We start from the raw sequence: 17,092 nt of genomic DNA, 5'->3' as shown, positions 1-17,092 counted from the left end.
GTCAGGCCAGCGTGCGATAAAGGTCAGGCAGGGACGGGAAGGGTGATGTTGTGATATACCGGCCAGCTAAAGCAGAAGCGCGCGCCGCCGAGTGCGCTCTCTTCACAATGCACCGTGCCGCCCATCGCCTGCGCAATGGAGTAAACAATTGCCAGCCCGAGGCCACATCCCCCCGTGGCACGATCGCGGCTGGGGTCGAGGCGTACAAACGGCTCAAACACCGTTTCACGCGCTTCCGGGGCGATGCCCGGTCCGTCGTCCTCAACCGTCAGACAGGCCTGACTACCCTGTAAATCTAAGCCAATCTGCAGCGTGCTCTCGCTATAGCGCATGGCGTTGTTCATCAGATTATCCAGCACGCGTTCCATCAGACGCATATCCAGTGCGCCATAATCGCCGGGCGTGACGTGTGTCAGCAGCGTGCGTTGCGGGTTTACGCTCTGGACATCATCGATATGGGTTTGTAACCAGCCGGGCAGGTCCGGCGTACTGAGGTTCAGTTCGTTTTGCGGGCGATCGAGGCGCGCATAGGTCAGGAGCTCCTCAATGAGGCCCTCAAGCTGACCAATGTCGCGGTTCAGCGCCTGAGACTCGGCCTCCGTCAGGTTTTCGCTCATCTCCAGCCGATAGCGCAGGCGTACCAGTGGCGTACGCAGCTCGTGAGCAATTCCGTCAATGAGCTGTTTTTTACTGATAATCAGCGCATTGATGTTATCGGCCATCTGGTTAAACGCCACGCCAAGACGCTCGAAGCTGGAACCGCTGTCGAAGTGAATGCGCTCGGTAAAATGCCCGTCACCAAAACGTTGCGCAGCAGATTCCAGTTTCAGCATGTCCTGCCAGTGTGGCCTCATCCAGATAAAGACCGGGAACGCGAGCGAAATGGCAATGAAAGCCAGCAGGGCAAGGTCCAGCAGGCGCATCTGGTGCAGATAATAGAGATAAGGCACCGGCCCCACGGCCAGAACGTAATGGCTCCGTGGAATGCGCTGGATAAAGGTATATTTCTCATCCAGCGCCACAATGTCCCCGTCACGCAGTCGCTGCATGGCGGGTGGCTCTAAATCGAAATCCTTCATCGGCTCGATGCGCAGATCAAACGACAGGTTCAGATCCAGCTCTTTTAAGGTCTTGGCCCAGTCGTGTGGCGGGATCTCACGCAGCTCGCTGCGCATCAGGTAGAGCGAGCTTTTCATTAAATCATCCAGTGACTGCCTGCCCGCACGTTCGGCGGTGAATTTATAGACCAGCCCAACCAGCATGGTCATCACCAGGAAGCAGACAAACAGCAGGAGATAAAACTGTACGAACAGCTTTTTCATTCAATATCACCGAAAATCAATACGTTAACAACCTGCGTCGAAGACAAACACGCAAACCCAAACTAGTTACACATACCGCTCGGTTTTTTACGGGGTCCGCATTGTGAGTAATCCCACAGAACGTATCCTTTTGATTTCATACAGTCTTCTATTTTTTTGATCCTGGAATCTTGCTGTTCTATCGTTTCGCCCGGCAGCAGGCGGTTGCGACTGAAGCTTTCGTCCCATGAATTGAGCGAATACTTTCGATCAACGCCGCAGGCGTACAAATCCTCACGGCGTTGTTGCACATTGGTATGGCCCGGGGTCCTGGGATTCTGGATAGTCTGAATATACGGAACATAGTCATAATTACTTGAATCCATATCTGCGACAACGCACCCGGTTAACCCAAAACAGCAGATCAGACTGAGTGTTCTTATTTTATGCAACTGTCAGACCTCGTCTGCGTAATGTTTTAAACAGTGTCGTTCGGGGAACCGGCATCAGGTTTCCCAGGCGTGAGGCGCGAACAGATAGCCCTTGTTACGCACGGTTTTAATGCGGTACGGCTCAGTGGCATTATCCTGCAGTTTTTTACGCAGGCGCGAAATAGCCACGTCAACGCTGCGATCCATTCCGTCGTAGCTGACGCCGCGCAGGTTTTTCAGTAATGCATCGCGGTCCATGATCTGCCCCGCGTGGGTTGCCAGTTCCCAGAGCAGGTCAAAATCTGCCGTGGAAAGGGCGATAAGCTCGCCAGAAAGCAGAACCTGACGGTTAATCGGATCAATAGACAAGGTACCAAAACGCATCGCTTTGTGCGGGGTCAGCGACTGAGCAGGCGCTTCTCGTTCAACGCTGGCACGCTGGCGTAAATGGAGGCGCAGACGAGCAAGGAGGACGGCAGGGGGCGTGGTTTTCAGAATGTAGTCATTTGCACCCATTTCGAGTGACAAAATATGGTTCATGTCGCTGTCCAGCGAGGTCAGCAGCACGATAGGGCCCTCCCACCGGGCGCGCAGATCGCGGCAGACCGTCATGCCATCTTTGCCGGGCAGCATAATGTCCAGCAGCACCAGGTCCGGGTTTTCACGTAAGACCACCTCTTCGGCACGATCGCCACGAGGCTCAACAATGACGTCCATATCATGCTTACCCAAATAGGCGGCGATCAATTGCCCCACTTCGGGCTCGTCTTCAACATAAACAATCTTATTCATACAACGTCTGTTATCGCGAAAAAAGCCAACATACACCGCACAACCTTAACGTTCCATTAATCTTTCATAATTAACGCCAGTTCCGTTATTCTGGCTCATATTGTTATTTGATTGTTATAGGGAAAAACATGGGGCTGGTGATAAAAGCCGCGTTGGGTGCGCTGGTGGTGTTACTGATAGGTGTTCTGGCTAAAACCAGGAATTATTATATTGCCGGGCTGATCCCACTCTTCCCGACCTTTGCGTTAATAGCGCACTATATTGTCGCCTCAGAACGAGGCACGGAAGCATTGCGTACGACTATCGTGTTCGGGATGTGGTCGATCATCCCTTATTTTCTTTATCTGCTTTCGCTGTGGTACTTCACCGGTTTTATGCGACTTCCCCTGGCGCTGAGCGGGGCCGTTGTCTGCTGGGGGCTCAGCGCCTGGGTGCTTATCTTCTTCTGGAGCCGCTTTCACTAGCGCAGCGGTCGACCGCCGTCCACGGCAAAGGTTCTGCCAGTGACGTAGCAACTGGTGAGCAGATAATCGATAAGATCGATAACCTCTTTTTCACCTGGCGCAATTTTCATCAGCGATTTATTCAGCGCCTGCTGGCGATACTCCGCATCATCGTCTTCGTTGAATAAAATCATCGCCGGGGCGATGGCGTTCACCTTAACTTCAGGGGCAAGTTTACGGGCGAACGAGCGCGTCATGTTATCGAGTGCAGCTTTACTGGCCGCATAGGCGATGTGCTTGTCGCTGCCGCGCTCCACGACGTAATCGGTGAAATGAATAATATCACCCGCCGCATGTCCGTGACCGCGCAGCAGGTCGAGCAGGGCATGGTTCAGCAGATAGGGCGCATTGACGTGGATCTGCAGCATGCAGGAGAGCGTTTCGCTGAGTGGCGTACCGGATTTTTCGGGAAGCCAGGCGCTGGCATTATGGATAATGGCGCGCAGCCCGGGGGTGGTAGATTTCACTTTATCGGCGAAGGCCAGAATACCGTCATCGGTTGAGAAATCGGCCTGAATGCAGATCGCACCGGCTTTGCGTAGCCCCTCAATCGAGGGATATTCGCTGCGGTAACTGATGATGACCGGATGGCGAAGATTGAGAAAGTGATGGGCAAGGGCGAGGCCGATACGACGGCCTCCACCAGTAATCAGTATTGGGCGTTGCTGCGCGTTTCCCATCGTGTTCTCCTTTTCAGTTCAACAATGGGAAAGGCGATTCTATCCCATTAACATCCAGGTTGCCGGTACGGCAGCAACCAGTAACAGCCCGATTAAGGCCATCTCACGGCGTCTAAGCGCGTTCTCTAACTGATGCGTGCGGCGGGCGTAGATAAACACCAGCAGGCCCGGTGCATACAACACCACCGACAGCAGCAGATGCATAGGCCCGGAAGCATACAACAACCACAGGCCGTAAATACAGGCTCCGACGCCCACCACATAGTGCGCCGGACGTGTGGCGATTTTTAACAGATATGCACCCACTAAGAAATAGGGTACCAGAATCATCTCCGAGGCGATGGTCAGCAGAGTGTTATAGTCTGAACCTGTGAGCCAGATCAGCACCAGACAGACCTGAACGCTGATGTTGGTCAGCCAGAGTGAGGCCGACGGCGCGCTGTTTTTGTTTTGACGAGCAAATAGGCGTGGAAATGCTTTGTGCGTTGCGGCCAGGAACGGCACTTCTGCCGCCATAATGGTCCAGCTCAGGTACGCGCCGCACACGGAGATAATCAGCCCCGCGGCAATCACCACGTCACCCCACGGTCCGAACATTTTCACCATCAGGCCCGCCATCGACGGGTTACGCATTTCGGCCAGTTCAGGACGCGCGACCACCCCCAGCGACAGCAGCGTCACCATCAGATACACGCCCAGCGCCGCCAGTACCGCCAGCAGCGTGGCGCGACCCACATCGCGCTTATTCCGCGCCCGGGCAGAGACCACGACGGCCCCTTCAACACCGATGAAGACCCACAGGGTGATCAGCATGGTGTTCTTGACCTGCTCCCAGACCGGTACGCCCAGCGCGACACCGCTGAAATCGAGACTGAACACATCGAGACGGAACGCCATAAAGGCCAGCACGATAAACAGGCCGAGCGGAACCAGTTTGGCCAGGGTTGCCACCAGGTTAATGCTGGCCGCCGTCTGTACGCCACGTAGAATCAGCCAGTGAACAACCCACAGCAGTACCGAGGCGCCCACAATGGACTGCCAGGTATTGCCGTCGCCAAAGAACCGCAGTTCAGGAGTATCGGTAAAGAAACTGAGCGCCGAAAAGACGATCACCAGGTAGGAGACGTTTGCGATGACCGCACACAGCCAGTAGCCCCATGCGGAACAGAAGCCAATCAGTTCGCCGAAACCTTCACGGGCGTAAGTGAAAATCCCCCCATCCAGATCCGGGCGGATGCGGGTCAGCAGCAGCATTGCGAACGCCAGCAGCAAAATCCCGGCCCCCGTGATGCCCCACCCTATAAGCAGTGCGGCAGGGCTGGCGACCGCCGCCATATTCTGCGGTAAGCTGAACACGCCCGCACCCAGCATTGAGCTCAAAACGAGTGCAGTCAAAGCACTCAGGCCTAGTTTCTTTTCCATTGGCTTCCTGTTATGAAAGGTCCAAATCCAGAATAATTATTTCGCACAGGCGCATAAAAATGGTGGATCACACTAAGGCGCGGGATTTTACGGAGTGTCACGAAAGCATGCAATGACGTGGGGCCGAATTTCAAAAAAAAGTAACAAAAAAGGCGGCATTGCGCCGCCTCGGGTCAACCGTTCTGTTACTTGTACAGGTCGGCGCTGATGGTCACGTTGTTACCACGTTCCTGCCACTGGCGGGTGATGTGGTAATACTTCGCCCCTTTCTTCGCCGCACGTTTCGCGACCTGATAAGAGACTTCCGTCATGTTGCCGTAGTTGCCGGTAAATTTAATGCTGTCGAACGGCACCATCTGCGCTGCAGTGGCTTTGTTCAGCTCTTCAATTTTGGTTCCATCTGGCAGGGTAACGGAGTAACGGCCACCTTTGGTGGATTGCGTTTCGAAGAAACGGCCCACTTCAGCGCTTGGTGCGGCAGAGGTGGCTACGCCCGGAATTTCCACTTTCTTCGCTTCTTCGCCGCCTTTCGCTATTGCCGCACGACCCGCTTCGGAATCAGCAGGAATAGCGTCCGGGCTTTGCAGAACGCGTTTCTTCGCATCTTCTTTATAGATGAACGCAGTAATGCGCTGGTTGCCACCCTGGTTAGCATCGACCTGACGCACGATAAAGAAAGAGTACGCGCCTTTTTCTTTTGCGGCTTTGGTGATGGCATCATTCACTTCAGGCTGGCTGCGATAGAAGCCCTGCACGGTGACGGTGTCATACGGTTCCAGCTCAATCGCCTGATCTTTCGGTAATTCAACGACGCCGTTAATCACGCGGTTTTTCGGTGCGTCAGCTTTCGGCGCATTGTCTTTATACAGCGCAATGGTCACGCGCTGGTTACCGCTGTTGCCGGAGTCAGACTGATCAACAACGTAAAACGAGGCCGCACCGTTTTTATCGGCGGCTTTTGATGCGGCGGCGACGGCATCGCCAATAGAATTATAACGACCCACAATGACCGTATGGTCAAAAGGTTTTAACGCTGCCGCTTGCTCCGGCGTTAACTCTGTCGCGGCATTCGCAGACAGGGCGGTCGCGGAGAGAAGTGCGGACGCCAGGAGTGTGTTCTTAAGCTTCATAAAAATAATCCTTCGCCTTGCGCAAACCATGTACTGGTATTGTTGTTAATTTGAGACGGTCCCGATTATGGCATTTAAAACCCGTCGCTGTCTGCGCCATTTTTCACAGCCTGTGCTCACTGAATCATCTGATTTGATAACATTTAGTGATATGTTGAAAAAACAGGCGTCTGACAAGCAAAACTGATAAAGCTTATGACTTTTACAAGTTAATTTAATGTTAATAAGTTGTTCTCTATTGGCGCTATATCATGTTTTTACCGCTTCGCTTGCGCTATTTATCGGTCTCAGCGATGAATTTAAGGTAAATATCACTGTCAGCGACGCAGATCACTTATTTTTCACAGATAAAGTAAGAAATAGTGTTTTCTGACGGTAGATCACGGGCGTTATTTTCAGTAGGTTATAGAAAGTTTGTTACTGTTTTATTTTCTGGGGTTAATCATATGTCGTCGCTGTCCTGCTGGCGAAAGTTGATACAAACCGCGGGCATTTATCGACAAACCATCATCAAAAACCGATGGAAGGGAAAACTATGCGTATTGGGGTACCAAAAGAACGGTTAGCCAATGAAACCCGCGTAGCGGCAACACCGAAAACGGTGGAGCAACTGCTTAAACTGGGTTTTACCGTCGCAGTTGAACGCGGCGCGGGCAAACTGGCGAGTTTCGATGACGAGGCCTTTATTCAGGCTGGCGCGGAAGTGGTGGACGGTGCTGAAGTCTGGCAGTCGCCCGTTATTCTCAAGGTTAATGCGCCGGAAGAGAGCGAGATTGAACTGCTGAATCCTGGCACGACGCTGGTGAGCTTCATCTGGCCTGCACAGAATCCTGAGTTGATGGAGAAGCTGGCAGCACGTGGCGTGACCGTGATGGCCATGGACTCCGTGCCGCGTATTTCGCGCGCGCAGTCGCTGGATGCCTTAAGTTCCATGGCGAATATCGCCGGTTACCGCGCGATTGTTGAGGCGGCGCATGAGTTTGGTCGCTTCTTTACCGGTCAGATCACCGCGGCAGGGAAAGTGCCTCCGGCGAAAGTGATGGTGATTGGCGCGGGCGTGGCGGGTCTTGCGGCTATCGGCGCGGCAAACAGCCTGGGCGCTATCGTACGCGCTTTTGACACCCGTCCTGAAGTAAAAGAACAAGTACAAAGTATGGGTGCCGAATTCCTTGAGCTGGACTTCAAGGAAGAAGCGGGCAGCGGTGACGGTTACGCGAAGGTCATGTCCGAAGCTTTTATCAAAGCGGAAATGGAACTCTTCGCCGCGCAGGCCAAAGATGTCGACATCATTGTCACTACCGCGCTTATCCCCGGTAAACCCGCGCCGAAGCTGATTACCCGTGAGATGGTTGACTCAATGAAGTCGGGCAGCGTGATCGTCGACCTGGCGTCGCAGAACGGTGGCAACTGTGAATACACCGTGCCAAATCAGGTGACCACCACTGCTAACGGCGTGAAGGTGATCGGGTATACCGATTTGCCGGGCCGTCTGCCAACGCAGTCTTCTCAGCTGTACGGTACCAACCTTGTTAACCTGCTGAAACTGCTCTGCAAAGAGAAAGACGGCAACATCACCGTTGATTTTGACGATGTTGTTGTGCGTGGCGTAACGGTGGTGCGTGAAGGTGAAATCACCTGGCCTGCGCCACCGATTCAGGTGTCCGCGCAGCCTCAGGCGGCACCGAAAGCGGCGCCTGAGCCTAAAGAGCCAGCTAAACCGGCTTCTCCGTGGCGCAAGTACGCGATCATGGCGCTGGTCATTATTCTGTTTGGCTGGCTGGCAGATGTCGCGCCGAAAGAATTCCTCGGCCACTTTACCGTCTTCGCGCTCTCGTGTGTGGTGGGGTACTACGTCGTGTGGAATGTCTCCCATGCGCTGCATACGCCACTGATGTCGGTCACTAACGCCATCTCCGGGATTATCGTGGTCGGGGCGCTGCTGCAGATTGGCCACGGCGGCTGGGTAAGCTTCCTGAGCTTTATCGCGGTGCTGATCGCCAGTATCAATATTTTCGGTGGGTTCACCGTGACTCAGCGCATGCTGAAAATGTTTCGTAAAGGCTAAGGGGTAGCATATGTCTGGAGGATTAGTCACAGCCGCATACATTGTTGCTGCAATCCTGTTTATTTTCAGTCTGGCGGGGCTTTCCAAACACGAAACGTCTCAGCAGGGAAATAACTTTGGTATCGCCGGGATGGCGATTGCGCTGATTGCCACCATCTTCGGGCCGGACACCGGCAACGTTGCATGGATCCTGGTGGCGATGATTATCGGTGGCGCGATTGGTATTCGCCTGGCGAAACGCGTTGAAATGACCGAGATGCCGGAGCTGGTGGCCATTCTGCACAGCTTTGTGGGGCTGGCGGCGGTGCTGGTGGGCTTCAACAGCTACCTGTACCACACACCCGGTCTGGAACCGATTCTGGTCAACATCCATCTGACGGAAGTGTTCCTCGGCATCTTCATTGGTGCGGTGACCTTCACCGGCTCAATTGTCGCGTTCGGCAAACTGCGCGGTAAGATCTCTTCTAAACCGCTGATGCTGCCAAACCGTCACAAGCTGAACCTGGCGGCGCTGGTCGTGTCCTTTGTGCTGCTGGTGGTCTTCGTGCGCACTGAAAGCGTGGGCCTGCAGGTGCTGGCGTTACTGGTGATGACCCTGATTGCTCTGGCCTTTGGCTGGCACCTGGTGGCCTCCATTGGTGGTGCCGATATGCCAGTGGTTGTCTCCATGCTGAACTCCTACTCCGGTTGGGCCGCGGCGGCAGCTGGCTTCATGCTGAGCAACGATCTGTTGATCGTCACCGGTGCGCTGGTCGGTTCTTCTGGTGCGATCCTGTCTTACATCATGTGTAAGGCGATGAACCGTTCGTTTATCAGCGTTATCGCGGGTGGCTTTGGTTCTGATGGCTCCTCAACCGGTTCTGACGAAGAAGTGGGTGAGCACCGTGAGATCAGCGCGGAAGATACCGCAGAGATGCTGAAAAACTCACACTCGGTCATCATTACCCCAGGCTACGGCATGGCGGTGGCGCAGGCTCAGTATCCGGTTGCGGAGATCACCGAGAAACTGCGTGCGCGTGGTATCAAGGTTCGCTTTGGCATTCACCCGGTAGCGGGGCGTCTGCCAGGCCACATGAACGTGCTGCTGGCGGAAGCGAAAGTGCCTTACGACATCGTGCTGGAGATGGATGAGATCAACGATGATTTCACCGATACCGACACCGTCCTGGTTATTGGTGCCAACGACACCGTTAACCCGGCGGCGCAGGACGATCCGCGTAGCCCAATCGCCGGTATGCCGGTTCTGGAAGTGTGGAAGGCGCAGAACGTGATTGTCTTCAAACGTTCCATGAACACCGGTTATGCAGGGGTTCAGAACCCGCTGTTCTTTAAAGAGAACACGCACATGCTGTTTGGCGATGCAAAAGCCAGTGTCGATGCGATTCTGAAATCGCTGTAAATCAGCGACAAAAAAAACCGCCGGAAACGGCGGTTTTTTTATGTCTGAACTTAGTCGTCTTCCGGGTCGTCCAGTTCAACCGGTGTCTGATACTCATCCGGCTTGATGACCAGCAGGTCACAGCGCAGATGGTCGATCACCTGTTCGGCGGTATTGCCCAGGAACGCGGCAGAAATACCGGTCCGGCCAATGGTACCCAGTACCACAATCCCCGCCTGCAGATGTTCTGCTAAATCCGGGATCACCTCTTCAGGCAACCCTTTTTCCACATGTGTCATTTTCTCATCGATGCTGAATTTCTGGCGTAACGCCTTCATGGCCAGCAGGTGCTGCCCCCGGATCGCATCGTTATACACGCTCGGGTCAAATTCAGGCAGCTCGATAGCAATATTAATCGGTGTTACCGGGTAAGCGCCCACCAGATGGACTTCAGTGTGGTTAACCTGCTCGGCAAGCTGGATCGTCTCCTTGACCAGCTTTTCATTGAGCGAATTGTGATAATCCTCCTCGCTCGCCAGGTTGACCGCCACGACGGCCTTGCCGCCTTCTGGCCACGGCTGGTCTTTTACCATCCACACCGGGCAAGGGCATTTACGCAGCAGGTGCCAGTCGGTAGGGGTAAAGATCACGGATTCCAGCTTGTCGTGCTGGTGCGCCATTTTCAGCAACAGGTCGTGCCCACCGGCGACCACTTCCTGGATAATGGCTTCGAAAGGTCGGTTATGCCAGACCACTTTAATATCGATAGGAACACCCGCTTCCAGGTAATATTTGGCCTGTTCACGGATCCACGCGGTACGCTGGCTGATCACTCCCTGACGCATTGCGGTGCGTTCGTCAGGCGACAGAAGGGTGGTCATCTCATATGAGAAGTCATAGATCGGCAAAAACGCTTTGATTTTGCCACCAATCCGTTGATGTAGATACACAGCACGTCGTAATGCCGGCTGATCGTCCTGGTTAGGATCGATAGCCACCAGCATGTTTTGATACTTTGCCATACAGGTCTCCTTACTACTGTCACCACAGTCTGTAATTAAAAGAGTAACCTATATATCTTGAATGAAACAGGGGGGAAGTTTTTGTCAGATCAATAAATCATGAAAATCTGTCACAGAAAAAGAACCGTTGTTGTTACCGCGATAAAGGCAATCAACAGCAGTACCATCACCGCAATCGCAAACGTCGTTGAATCCTGTACGTAGGTTTTTTCTTCACCCTTCATTGGCCCGACAAGCATGATCCAGATGAATATGAAGGTCACTGAGGCGATAACGACTGAAACGAAAAATAAACTTTCTCTCAATTCATAACCTCAACAAGAACCTTTCAGGGACTGAGTGGGGCGGTGCCAGGGAAACGTGGTGAAACGGAAGTGGTGACGTACCAGACCAATAAATCATAAAAATTTATCGGTCTGGCATCAATCATGCGGGGGCGTTATGCCACGTTGCGGGAGTGACCGGCAAGAACGGCCAGAGCTTCACCGTTTTCGATGGTAATGTATTTACCCTTAACGGCCAGCATTCCGCTTTTCTGGAAACGACCCAGCAGACGGCTGATGGTTTCCACGGTCAGGCCCAGGTAGTTACCGATATCGCCACGCGTCATGGTCAGACGGAATTCACGCGGGGAGAAACCGCGCTCCGCGAAGCGGCGTGAGAGGTTATAGATAAACGCGGCCAGGCGTTCTTCTGCATTCTTTTTGGAAAGCAGCAGAATCATGTCCTGATCGCCTTTGATCTCACCGCTCATCAGACGCATCATCTGCTGACGCAGATTGGGCATTTTGCCTGAGAGATCGTCCAGCGTTTCAAACGGGATTTCGCAAACCATTGAGGTTTCCAGCGCCTGAGCAAAGCTCGGGTGATGGCCAGTACCGATGGCATCAAAGCCAACCAGGTCACCCGCCAGATGGAAGCCGGTGATCTGCTCATCACCCTGTTCAGTGATGGTGTAGCTTTTGATGGTGCCAGAACGGATAGCATAGAGCGATTTCAGTTCGTCTCCCGCTTTAAACAGCGTCTGCCCTTTCTGAATAGGCTTTTTGCGCTCGATGATATTATCAAGCTGATCGAGTTCATGCTCATTCAGAGTAAACGGGATACAGAGCTGGCTGATGCTGCAATCCTGGCAATGGATAGCACAACCGCCAGACTGAATGCGTCGTATAATTCGCTTTTCCGGGATCATAGGTTTGCTCAAGCCTTAATTGATATTGGTCAATTTTAACATCTTTTTGGTAAGTACGTAAGCCTGCCAAACCATCAATAAGGACAAGAGACGGCAACCTGTTGCCATCTTCTTGAAATTCCACAGCTTGATTATGGATTTTTAGCCTAACCGGAAGAAAATTAAGCACTAAAAGCCTGGAAACTAGAGCAGGAGATACCCCTCGTGACGCAGTAACCACTCCTTGCGCTGCACGCCACCGGCATAGCCGGTCAGGGTGCCGTTGCGGCCAATCACGCGGTGGCAGGGGACCACAATACTGACGGGGTTAGCGCCATTTGCCGCGCCGACCGCGCGGGCCGCGCCGGCACGGCCGAGCTGCCCGGCGAGCTGGCCGTAATGCATGACCTGTCCGCACGGAATACTGCGCAGCGCCTGCCAGACTTCGCGCTGGAAAGGTGTGCCTGCCGTGGCGGTCGGCAGGGTGTCAATGATGCTGAGATCGCCCTCGAAGTACGCCGTCAGTTTGTCGCTCAGGCCGCCGGGGTTGGTGGCGCTGATACGTTCATAACCCTGCGCGCGGTAGTGCACGTTGAGCAACGTGTCCATCCTGTCGCTGTGTTCTTCCCATTCAACGGCGCGCAGACAGAACTGCTCGTCTGCAATCACCCACAGTGGACCAAGCGGCGTGGCAATTTTATCTTCGAGTAATCTCAGCATCGTTAATCCTTTAGTGCAGCCTTGGGTAAATCCCCGGACCAATCGGCAGACCGACAAGATACCATGCCACCAGCATCACCAGCCATACCCCTAAAAAGATAAGCGGATAGGGTAAAACCAGCGAATAGTAGGTACCCAGTTTTGCCTCTGGTTTATAGCGCTGCAGGAAGCCTAAAAACAGCGGAACAAACGGTGAGACCGGTGCCAGCGGGATGACGGAGGAGTCTGCGATACGGAACAGGATCTGGGCAAACGCCGGGTGGAACCCCAGCATCATAAACATCGGCACAAAGATGGGAGCCAGAATCGACCAGATTGCCGAGCCGCTGGCGATAAACATGCACAGCAGTGACGACAGCAGCGCAAGGCCGACAAATGCCGGGACGCCGCTTAACCCCGCCGCTTCCAGCGCATCGGTCAGACCCACGGCCATAAATTTGCCCATGTTGCTCCAGTTAAACATCGCCACGAACTGCGCCAGCGGGAACACCATCACAATAAAGCCCGCCATCTCTTTCATGGGTTCGATCATCAGCTGCGGCAGATCGCCCTGACGGCGAATTTTGCCGGTGGCGATCCCATAGGCGAGCGAAACGACAAAGAAAAACAGAATAATCAGCGGCACAATGCCCTGAATAAACGGCGAGGGGAGAACGGTATGTTTAACCGGATCGCGCAGGATGCCGTTTTCCGGTACCACCATCAGCGCGACCGCGGCAATAAACGCCAGCGAGACCACGCCTGCCACGCGCAGGCCAACGCGTTGCTCTTTACTCAGCGTCTCCAGCTTCTCATCGCTTCGGCCTTCCCATTTCCCTAAACGCGGCTCAATGAGCTTATCGGTAATCAGTCCGCCCACCAGGGTCAGCAGGACCACCGAGCTGGCCATAAAGTACCAGTTGTCGATGACGCTGACGTGCATCGCGGTGTCGATGGTTTTGGCCGCCTCCGTGCTGATGCCTGAGAGCAGGACATCGGTGGTCACGATCAGCAGGTTGGCGGTAAAGCCGCAGCCTACGCCCGCAATCGCCGACAGCAGACCCGCCACGGGATGGCGTCCGACGGCGAGGAAAATCAGAGCGCCCATGGGCGGCATGATCACCAGCGCGGCATCAGAGGAGATGTGGCTAAAGAAGGCGATAAACAGCACCATGTAGCTGGCGTAACGTGCGCTGACGTGGGAGGCCATTTTCACCATCAGCGCCGGTAACAGACCGACACGCTCGGCAAGCCCGGCGCCCAGTACCAGCGCCAGAATGGCCCCCAGCGGGGCGAAGCCGCTGAAGTTTTTAACCACATTCGGTAAGAACCAGTGCAACCCTTCGACACTCAACAGGTTCTTGACCGCCACCATACTGCCATCGGCCGGACTGCGCACGCTGACATCAAAGGCGGACAGCACCGCTGTCGCCACCATTAAAACCACGATCAACCAGATAAAAAGCAGGAAAGGGTGCGGCACTTTATTGCCGATCCTTTCAACCCAGCCATAGAGCTTACCGGATGGGGAATGCGAAGGTATGGAAGACATACTCATGGGCGTTCCTCGGGACTGTTGTTGTGTTGTTGTGTTGTGTTGTGTTTTGTTATTTTAAAGGTGACGGTGTCACGCCTGCCGGAATCGGACACACGTACGGTTTTTCGGTGATTTGTTGTTCGAACTCTTCCCGGCATTGTTGCAGCAGCGTTGCATCCTGGAGCAGATTTAGCGCGGTTGCGCCCATCACTTTTCCGGCCAGCAGCATGCCCTTATGAGCAATCGAGGTTCGCCCCTGAGCCACGAGTTGCCAGGTATGCAAAGGCGTTCCGATGGTAAAGCAGGGGCTGAAACACTGTGCCACCGGCATTTTCCAGCTGACATCGCCCACATCGGTTGACCCGGCCAGTACGTTATCGGTAATGGCGTAAGGTGCGACCTCATCTGTCAGTAACATCTCCTGCTGACGGCGCGCAAAAGCGTTACCGGCTTCTCCCCCCGTCGCGGCAATGTTCTTCAGGCTGTTTTGCAGGTCATTTGGCGTTAGCGTGGCACGAATATCCTGCGCAAACTGGCGCTCCTCTTCCGTCCACTCCGGCGTGCCGTAATGCTGCAGGGCGCGATACATCGCCGCTTCGAGCGTGCGGTTGGGCAGGTAGCTGGAGCAGGCTTTATCAAAGCGACACGCAACGGTGGTTTCGGTCATCATTGCCGCGCCCTGAGCGATTTTCTCGATACGTTCGTAGATCTGCTGCGCATCGGCCATTTCCGGCGCGCGGATCAGGTACAGCACTTCAGCCTGCGCCTGCACCACGTTGGGTGAGATTCCACCGGTATCGGTGATAGCGTAATGAACGCGCGCTTTCTCAATGATGTGTTCGTTGAGGAAATTGGTGCCAGTGGTCATCAGCGTTACGGCATCCAGCGCGCTACGCCCCAGATGTGGCGAGTTAGCAGCATGCGCCGCCACGCCGTGAAACCGCCAGGCGGCCTGAATATTGGCCAGCGTGCTGACGTTAAACATGCCGGCAAATGCTTCAGGGTGCCAGGTGACGGCGGCATCAACGTCATCAAACAAACCTTCGCGCACCATAAAGGTTTTCCCCGAACCGCCTTCTTCACCAGGACAGCCGTAGAAACGCACGGTGCCGCTCCCCCCGTGCTGCTCCAGCCAACTTTTCACCGCAATGGCACCCGCCAGCGCTGCCGTTCCCAGCAAATTGTGGCCACAGCCGTGGCCGTTGGCACCCGGCGTGGCGGACTGTGCCATCGCGCAATGTGCCTGCTGGCTCAATCCGGCCAGAGCATCATATTCCCCCAGCAGGGCGATAACGGGTTTACCGCTGCCGAAGCTGGCGATAAAGGCATTCGGAATCCCGCCGGCTTCACGGGTCAGGGTGAAACCTTCCGCTTCCAGCGCGCCGGCAATCCGTTCCGCGGACCAAAACTCTTCAAAACGCGTTTCAGGGTGATCCCAGATGTCGTCGGCAATGTCGGTTAACAGCTGACATCGCGTGTCGATGGCATCGGCAATAAAAGCGTAGTTCTCCTGCATTACACACCTCGCGTCCACGGGAAATTAAGCGCAGTGCGCGCCAGCGTTTCGATAGCGAGGTTCATGACCTGCTCATCAAAATCAAATTTTTCATTGTGATGACCTGCGCTTAACTCGGTACCGAACACCATATACGACGCCATTCCGCCGTTCTGTTGCACGCGGGCCATCATCAGCGTCGCGTCTTCGGAACCTGCGGGGGCGTTGACTCTGTCAATGGCCTGCACCACGCCGGTCACCTGGCTTGCCTGCTGGCGCAGATAATCTACCCAGGCCGGTGTAGGGGCACTGGCGGTGGCGGCGCCCATCAGACGCATCTCGACGCTCACGCCGTAGAGTGCCGCCGCACCGGTAATCACGGCCTGCGCGCGTTCAAAGACGTACTGGTTAATGGCTTCGCTTACGCCGCGGGTTTCAACCTTGAGCAGGGCGTTAGCCGGTACGACGTTGCGTCCGCTGCCGGCCTGCATCACGCCGACATTCACCCGCGATGCACCTTCGCTGTGTGGGGCAATGCTGTGAAGCGCGATAGCGGCCTGAGCCGCGGCGAGCAGGGCATTCCGGCCGTCCTCCGGTTTACCGCCGGCGTGTGCGGCAACCCCGGTAAAATGCACATCGAACTTGGTGGTGGCCATAAAGTTATCGCTGCCGCAGATCACCACACCGGCGGGCACACCGGTGCCAATGTGAATCGCGGTGAAGTAGTCCGCGTCGTCGAGCGCCCCGGCGGCCACCATGGCGCGAGCGCCTCGGGTGCCTTCCTCGGCAGGCTGGAAGATCAGTTTGATGGTGCCATTGAGTTGCGATTCATTCTGCTTAAGCACGTGCGCCAGCCCCAGACCAATGGTGGTGTGGCCATCGTGACCGCAGGCGTGCATCATCCCCGGGTTGCAGGAGGCAAATCCGTCGCGGAACGGGCGATGGCTGTCATCGAGTGCTTCGCTTAAATCCAGCGCGTCCATATCCACGCGAAACGCCAGCGTCGGGCCTGGGCGGCCGGTATTCAGGGTCGCCACAATGCCGGTAAATCCCCCTTCAAACGGGGCCAGCCATTTCTCTGGTGCGCCTTGCGCCCGGGCGCGGGCAAACTCTCGCGCCAGCGTGGCGTCATCGGGTAATCCCATACGGCTTTCGGCGTCTACCACGTCGCGGCCCATCGCCAGCGAATAACCCAACTGGTCTAAGATTTCCGCGACTTTCGCCGCCGTGCGAAATTCGAGCCATCCGGACTCCGCGAAATGGTGAAAATCGCGACGCCATGCGCTCAGTTGTGGGGCTAATGTCTGGATGTACTGCGCCAGTGATTCCATATCTGTTCCTGTCATCATTAAAATATGTGAACTGCTTCACGCTGTGATAGTTTTTACTTATCACTAACCGTTTTTTCACAGTTTTAACCGTTCAGGAATTACCCTCGCACATCCATTTCCATTAAAGTAGATGAC

General features: G+C 54.9%; 15 protein-coding genes. 3 read left to right on the top strand and 12 right to left on the bottom strand.

Annotated elements, in window-relative coordinates; all coding sequences use genetic code 11:
* Window positions 1-23: 23 nt before the first annotated feature.
* Window positions 24-1,322, bottom strand: a complete 1,299-nt coding sequence (rstB, locus tag HV157_RS03135) for a two-component system sensor histidine kinase RstB (protein WP_014169816.1) — start codon at window positions 1,320-1,322, stop codon at window positions 24-26.
* 485 nt (window positions 1,323-1,807) lie between these two features.
* Window positions 1,808-2,524, bottom strand: coding sequence for a two-component system response regulator RstA (gene rstA / locus HV157_RS03130; RefSeq protein ID WP_025204337.1), 717 nt, complete (start codon window positions 2,522-2,524; stop codon window positions 1,808-1,810).
* 128 nt (window positions 2,525-2,652) lie between these two features.
* Here rstA and HV157_RS03125 point away from each other — a divergent pair, with 128 nt between their 5' ends.
* A complete protein-coding gene (locus tag HV157_RS03125; protein WP_025204336.1) occupies window positions 2,653-2,988 on the top strand; it encodes a GlpM family protein in 336 nt (111 codons plus the stop codon).
* On the opposite strand, the gene folM is transcribed toward HV157_RS03125, so the two are convergent.
* The 3 genes from folM to ydgH all read right to left on the bottom strand — a co-directional run bounded on the left by folM (window position 2,985) and on the right by ydgH (window position 6,259).
* Window positions 2,985-3,707, bottom strand: coding sequence for a dihydromonapterin reductase (gene folM, locus HV157_RS03120; RefSeq protein WP_020884311.1), 723 nt, complete (start codon window positions 3,705-3,707; stop codon window positions 2,985-2,987). The two genes, HV157_RS03125 and folM, sit on opposite strands and share 4 nt — an antisense overlap.
* Window positions 3,708-3,746: 39 nt before the next feature.
* Window positions 3,747-5,129 (bottom strand): amino acid permease, encoded by a 1,383-nt coding sequence (locus HV157_RS03115; RefSeq protein WP_020884310.1) that lies wholly within the window; start codon window positions 5,127-5,129, stop codon window positions 3,747-3,749.
* A 185-nt stretch (window positions 5,130-5,314) separates the two neighbouring features.
* Window positions 5,315-6,259, bottom strand: a complete 945-nt coding sequence (gene ydgH, locus HV157_RS03110; RefSeq protein ID WP_020884309.1) for a DUF1471 family protein YdgH — start codon at window positions 6,257-6,259, stop codon at window positions 5,315-5,317.
* 535 nt (window positions 6,260-6,794) lie between these two features.
* On the opposite strand from ydgH, the gene pntA reads away from it, so the two are divergent.
* Entirely contained in the window at window positions 6,795-8,324 is a 1,530-nt protein-coding gene (pntA, locus tag HV157_RS03105; protein ID WP_020884308.1) for a Re/Si-specific NAD(P)(+) transhydrogenase subunit alpha, read from the top strand.
* Between the two features lie 10 nt (window positions 8,325-8,334).
* The gene (pntB, locus tag HV157_RS03100) at window positions 8,335-9,723 is read left to right on the top strand and encodes a Re/Si-specific NAD(P)(+) transhydrogenase subunit beta (protein ID WP_014169826.1); all 1,389 of its coding nucleotides are present in this window, start codon (window positions 8,335-8,337) and stop codon (window positions 9,721-9,723) included.
* Window positions 9,724-9,773: 50 nt separating this feature from the next.
* Here the strand turns inward: pntB and uspE are convergent, their stop codons facing one another.
* The 7 genes from uspE to HV157_RS03065 all read right to left on the bottom strand — a co-directional run bounded on the left by uspE (window position 9,774) and on the right by HV157_RS03065 (window position 16,957).
* Window positions 9,774-10,724 carry a universal stress protein UspE gene (gene uspE, locus HV157_RS03095; protein ID WP_014169827.1) on the bottom strand — a complete coding sequence of 317 codons (951 nt, stop codon included), beginning with the start codon at window positions 10,722-10,724 and terminating at the stop codon, window positions 9,774-9,776.
* A gap of 110 nt (window positions 10,725-10,834) precedes the next feature.
* Window positions 10,835-10,987, bottom strand: coding sequence for a hypothetical protein (locus HV157_RS03090; RefSeq protein WP_223398027.1), 153 nt, complete (start codon window positions 10,985-10,987; stop codon window positions 10,835-10,837).
* Between the two features lie 176 nt (window positions 10,988-11,163).
* On the bottom strand, window positions 11,164-11,916 hold the full coding sequence (gene fnr / locus HV157_RS03085; RefSeq protein ID WP_014070017.1) for a fumarate/nitrate reduction transcriptional regulator Fnr: 753 nt from the start codon (window positions 11,914-11,916) through the stop codon (window positions 11,164-11,166).
* A 183-nt stretch (window positions 11,917-12,099) separates the two neighbouring features.
* The gene (ogt, locus tag HV157_RS03080; protein WP_020884306.1) at window positions 12,100-12,615 is read right to left on the bottom strand and encodes a methylated-DNA--[protein]-cysteine S-methyltransferase; all 516 of its coding nucleotides are present in this window, start codon (window positions 12,613-12,615) and stop codon (window positions 12,100-12,102) included.
* A 10-nt stretch (window positions 12,616-12,625) separates the two neighbouring features.
* Window positions 12,626-14,152, bottom strand: a complete 1,527-nt coding sequence (gene abgT / locus HV157_RS03075) for a p-aminobenzoyl-glutamate transporter (RefSeq protein ID WP_020884305.1) — start codon at window positions 14,150-14,152, stop codon at window positions 12,626-12,628.
* A gap of 49 nt (window positions 14,153-14,201) precedes the next feature.
* Window positions 14,202-15,647 carry a M20 family metallopeptidase gene (locus tag HV157_RS03070; RefSeq protein ID WP_182268518.1) on the bottom strand — a complete coding sequence of 482 codons (1,446 nt, stop codon included), beginning with the start codon at window positions 15,645-15,647 and terminating at the stop codon, window positions 14,202-14,204.
* Window positions 15,647-16,957, bottom strand: coding sequence for a M20 family metallo-hydrolase (locus HV157_RS03065; RefSeq protein ID WP_025204331.1), 1,311 nt, complete (start codon window positions 16,955-16,957; stop codon window positions 15,647-15,649). Before HV157_RS03065 ends, HV157_RS03070 begins: the two co-directional genes overlap by 1 nt.
* Window positions 16,958-17,092 lie beyond the last annotated feature (135 nt).

The sequence above is a fragment of the Enterobacter sp. RHBSTW-00318 genome, from assembly GCF_014101375.1.
Lineage (GTDB): Bacteria > Pseudomonadota > Gammaproteobacteria > Enterobacterales > Enterobacteriaceae > Enterobacter > Enterobacter ludwigii.
The sequence above is the reverse complement of the archived record's forward strand: the minus strand, read 5'-3'. Positions and strand labels throughout refer to the sequence as shown.